This is a genomic window from Micromonospora sp. NPDC004551 (assembly GCF_040609975.1).
GTDB lineage: Bacteria > Actinomycetota > Actinomycetes > Mycobacteriales > Micromonosporaceae > Micromonospora.
The window spans coordinates 1-5,129 of record NZ_JBEXLM010000072.1 but is presented as its reverse complement, the minus strand read 5'-3'; the positions used below and the strand labels follow the sequence as shown (position 1 = coordinate 5,129).

Here is a 5,129-nt window from a genome sequence, read left to right as displayed (position 1 = left end):
TCGGGTGGGGACGCGATCGGGGCGTTCCCGGCCGACCGGGGTTGGGACCTGGATGCCCTGTACGACCCGGACGCCGATCGGGCGGGGACGTCCACTACCCGGCAGGGTGGTTTCCTGTACGACGCGGCCGAGTTCGACCCGGCGTTCTTCGGTATCAGCCCGCGTGAGGCGCTGGCCATGGATCCGCAGCAGCGGTTGCTGCTGGAGACCTCATGGGAGGCGTTCGAGTCCGCCGGCCTCGACCCGGCCGGCCGCACCGGCACCGCCACCGGTGTCTTCGTCGGCGCCGCCTCGTCGGGCTACGCCGCCACCGGCGATGGCCTCGACGGGCTCGAAGGCCACCTGCTCACCGGCACCGCGGGCAGCGTCGCCTCGGGCCGGCTCGCCTACACCTTCGGCCTGGAAGGGCCGGCGGTCACCGTGGACACCGCCTGCTCCTCGTCGCTGGTCGCCCTGCACCTGGCCGCACAGGCGCTGCGGGCGGGGGAGTGCGACATGGCCCTCGCCGGCGGCGCCGCGCTGATGGCCGCTCCCGGCATGTTCTCCGAGTTCTCCCGGCAGGGCGGCCTGGCCCCCGACGGCCGATGCAAGGCGTTCGCCGCCGGCGCCGACGGCACCGGCTGGTCCGAGGGTGTCGGCATGCTGCTGGTCGAGCGGCTGTCCGACGCCCGCCGGCACGGCCACCGCGTCCTCGCCGTGGTCCGGGGCACCGCCGTCAACCAGGACGGCGCGTCCAACGGGCTCACCGCGCCGAACGGTCCCTCGCAGCAGCGGGTCATCCGCCAGGCCCTGACCAACGCCCGGCTGACCGCCGCCGACGTCGACGCCGTAGAAGCGCACGGCACCGGAACCACCCTCGGCGACCCGATCGAGGCCCAGGCCCTGCTCGCCACCTACGGCCAGGAACGGCCCGCCGACCGGCCGCTGCTGCTCGGCTCGATCAAGTCGAACATCGGCCACACCCAGGCCGCCGCCGGCGTGGCCGGTGTGATCAAGATGGTCCTGGCCATGCGGCACGGCCTCGTTCCGGCGACGCTGCACGTGGACGAGCCGTCCCCGCACATCGACTGGACCGCCGGATCGGTGGCCCTGACCACCGCCGCCACGCCCTGGCCCGAGCTGGACCGGCCCCGCCGGGCCGCCGTCTCGTCCTTCGGCATCTCCGGCACCAACGCCCACGCCATCATCGAGCAGGCCCCCGCCGAGCCGCCGGCCACCGCCCGCCCCGAGCCCGCCGCGCCGTCCGGCCTGGTGGCCGCCGACGCCGTGCCGCTGCTCGTCTCCGCCCGCAGTGCCCACGCCCTGCGCGACCAGGCCGCACGGCTCCGCGACCACCTCGCCGACCATCCGGACCTCGACCTCGTCGACCTCGGCTGGTCGCTGGCCACCGGCCGTGCCCACCACCCCTACCGGCAGGTCGCCGTCGCCGCCGACCGCGAGAACGCGCTGGCCGCGCTCGCCGCCGACCAGCCCACCAGCACCGGCGACGGTACGCCGAAGGTCGTCTTCGTCTTCCCCGGTCAGGGCTCCCAGTGGCCCGGCATGGCGCTGGACCTGCTCGACTCCTCCCCGGTCTTCCGCGACCGGATGCGCGAGTGCGCGGCCGAGCTGGCCCGGCTGGTCGACTGGCAGCCCGAGGAGGTGCTGCGCGGCGCACCCGGCGCACCCCCGATGGACCGGGTCGACGTGGTCCAGCCGCTGCTCTTCTCGGTCATGGTCTCCCTCGCCGAGGTGTGGCGCTCCGGCGGCGTACGCCCCGACGCGGTCATCGGCCACTCACAGGGCGAGATCGCCGCGGCGTGCGTGGCCGGCGCGCTCACCCTGCCCGACGCGCTGCGGCTCATCGTGGCCCGCAGCCGCGGCCTGCTCGCCCTCTCCGGGCTCGGCGGGATGGTGTCCGTGCCGCTCTCCGCCGCCGACACGGAGCGGCTCATCGCGCCCTGGGGTGACGCGCTCACCGTCGCCGCGCTCAACGGCGCAGCCGTCACCGTCGTCTCCGGCGACGCGGACGCCGTCACCGAACTGCTCGCCACCTGCGCGGAACGCGACATCCGCGCCCGGCAGGTCGCCGTCGACTACGCCTCCCACTGCCGCCACGTCGACGCGGTCCGCGACGACCTGACCGCCGCGCTCGGCACCGTCCAGGCGCACCCCACCCGGGTTGCCTTCCACTCCACCGTCACCGGCGCGCCCATCGACACCACCGAGCTGGACGCCGGCTACTGGTTCCGGAACCTCCGCGAGCCGGTCCGCCTCGCGCCGGTCGTGGACGCCCTGATCGACGCCGGCTACCGGGCGTTCGTCGAGATCAGCCCGCACCCGGTGCTCAAGGTGGTGGTGCAGGACGCCCTCGACCGGGCCCCCGCCGGGCAGCCCGGCGTCGTGGTCGGCTCGCTGCGCCGCGACGAGCACGGCCCCCGGCAGCTGCTCACCGGCCTCGGCGGCCTGCACACGGCCGGCGTACCGGTCGACTGGGCCGCCGTCTTCGCCGGCTCCGGCGCCACCCGGGTCGACCTGCCCACGTACGCCTTCCAGCGGGAGCGGTTCTGGCCCGACGCGGCGAGCCGGCGGTCCGGCGACGTGTCCGGCGCCGGACTGGCCGCCGCCGGGCACCCGCTGCTCGGTGCGGCGGTGCGGCTGGCCGGGGACGATGAGGTGCTGTTGACCGGGCGGTTGTCGGTGGCGGCGCAGCCGTGGCTGGCCGACCATGTGGTCGGTGGCGCGGTGCTGGTGCCGGGCACGGCGCTGGTCGAGTTGGTGGTGCGTGCCGGCGACGAGGTGGGCGCCGCCCGGGTGCGTGAGCTGACCGTCGTGGCGCCGCTGGCGCTGCCGTCGGCTGGTGGCGTCCGGGTGCAGGTCCGCGTCGGCGCCGCCGACGACACCGGCGGCCGGGACGTCGCCGTGTACGCCCAGCCGGAGGATGATCCCGAGGGCGAGTGGGTCCGGCACGCCGAGGGTGTGCTGGAGCCGGCCACGAGCGGGGAGCCGACCGTCGACGCGTGGCCGCCGGCCGGAGCGTCCGAGGTGGACCTGACCGGGTGGTACGACACCCTCGCCGGGCTCGGCCTGGCGTACGGGCCGGTGTTCCAGGGGCTCCGGCGGGCGTGGACCGGCGACGGCGCCGTGTACGCCGAGGTCGCCCTGCCGGACGCGGTGGCGGAGAGCGCCGGCCGGTTCGAGGTGCATCCGGCGTTGCTGGACGCCGCGCTGCACCCGATCGGGCTGCTGCTCGGTGAGGAGGCGTCCGGCACGCGGGTGCCGTTCGCGTTCGAGGGCGTGCAGGTGCACGCCGGCGGCGCCGGGACGCTGCGGGTCCGGCTGACCCGGACCGGCGGCGAGGGGGTGCGGCTGGTCGCCGTGGACGGGACCGGCGCTCCCGTGGTGTCGGTGGACTCGCTCACCCTGCGGGAGCTGGGCGTCGCGGCCGCACCGGCCGCCGCCGACCGGTCCCTGTTCGAGATGTCATGGCTGGCCGAGGACGTGCCGACCGGGTCGCTGGGCTGGGCGGTGCTGACCGCCGGCCCGGGTGGCGACATCCCGACGGACCCGGCGGTGTGGCCGGACGGCTGCGTGGCCTACCCGGACGTGGCCGCGCTGGTGGCTGCCGTGGCCACCGGGGAGCCCGCGCCGGACGCGGTGCTGCTGCCGGTCTGGCCCGGCCCCGCCGGTGACGACCTGCCTGACCCGGCCGCTGGCGATCTGCCCGAGCGGGTGCGGTCGGTGACGGCCGAGGTGCTGGCCGTCGTGCAGGCGTGGCTGGCCGCCGAAGCCCTCGCCGACTCGCGGCTCGTGGTGGTCACGCGGGGCGCGGTGGCGGCGCGGGACGAGGACCGGATCGGTGATCTTGCCGGTGCGGCGGTGTGGGGGCTGCTGCGGTCGGCGCAGTCGGAGCACCCGGACCGGATCGTGCTGGCCGACCTGGACCGGGCGCCGGACGCCGACGTGCTGGCCGTGCTGGCCGGGGTCGCCGCCGACCCGGCCCCGACCGGCGGGCAGCTCGCCCTCCGGGGCGACGGGGTGCGCGTACCCCGGGTGGTGCGCCCGGCCGGCGACCGGCTCGCGCCGTCGACGGAGCCGTGGCACGTCGCGGCCGTCGAACCCGGCACCATCGACGGCGTCGGCCTGCTGCCCGGCGCCGAGCTGCCGCTCGGGCCCGGCCAGGTCCGCGTCGCGGTGCGCGCGGCGGGGGTGAACTTCCGGGACGTGCTGATCGCGCTGGGCATGTACCCGGATCCGACCGCGGTGCTGGGCAGCGAGGGCGCCGGGGTGGTCCTGGAGGTCGGCCCGGAGGTGGCCGACCTGGCGCCGGGGGACCGGGTGTTCGGGCTGTTCGAGCCGGCGTTCGGGCCGCGGGTGGTGGCGCAACGGGACCGGATCGCCCGGATGCCGGCCGGCTGGACGTTCACCCAGGCGGCATCGGTGCCGGTGGTGTTCCTGACCGCCTACTACGCGTTGCGTGACCTGGCCGGGCTGCGGGCGGGCGAGTCGGTGCTGATCCACTCGGGTGCGGGTGGGGTCGGCATGGCGGCGATCCAGCTCGCTCATCACCTCGGCGCGACGGTGTACGCGACGGCGAGCCCGGGCAAGTGGGGCACGCTGCGGGCGCTGGGGGTGGCCGAGGAGCGGATCGCGTCGTCGCGGACCACCGAGTTCGAGGACGCGTTCCAGGTCGCGAGTGACGGCGCCGGTGTGGACGTGGTGCTCGACGCGCTGGCGGGGGAGTTCGTGGACGCGTCGCTGCGGCTGCTGCCGCGCGGCGGCCGCTTCGTCGAGATGGGCCGCACCGATGTCCGCGACCCGGACCTCGTCGCGGCGCAGCACCCCGGCGTCACCTACCGGGCGTTCGAACTCAACGCCGCCGGCGGAGAGCGCATCGGGCAGCTCCTCGCCGAACTGCTGGATCTCTTCGAGCGGGGTGTGCTCACGCCGCTGCCGACGCGGGTGTGGGACGTGCGGCAGGCCCGGCAGGCGTTGCGGCACATCAGCCAGGCCCGCCATGTCGGCAAGGTCGTGCTCACGGTTCCGGCACCCGCAGACCCGGGCGGCACCACCCTGATCACCGGCGCGTCGGGCACGCTCGCCGGGCTCGTCGCCCGCCACCTCGTGGCCACCGGGCAGGCCCGGCACCT

At 76.4% G+C, this 5,129-nt stretch carries 1 protein-coding gene; it reads left to right on the top strand.

All coding sequences use genetic code 11. The annotated features are described in order from the left end of the window. A partial coding sequence (locus ABZW14_RS34075; protein ID WP_355355330.1) for an acyltransferase domain-containing protein occupies positions 1 to 5,129 on the top strand: 5,129 nt, incomplete at both ends.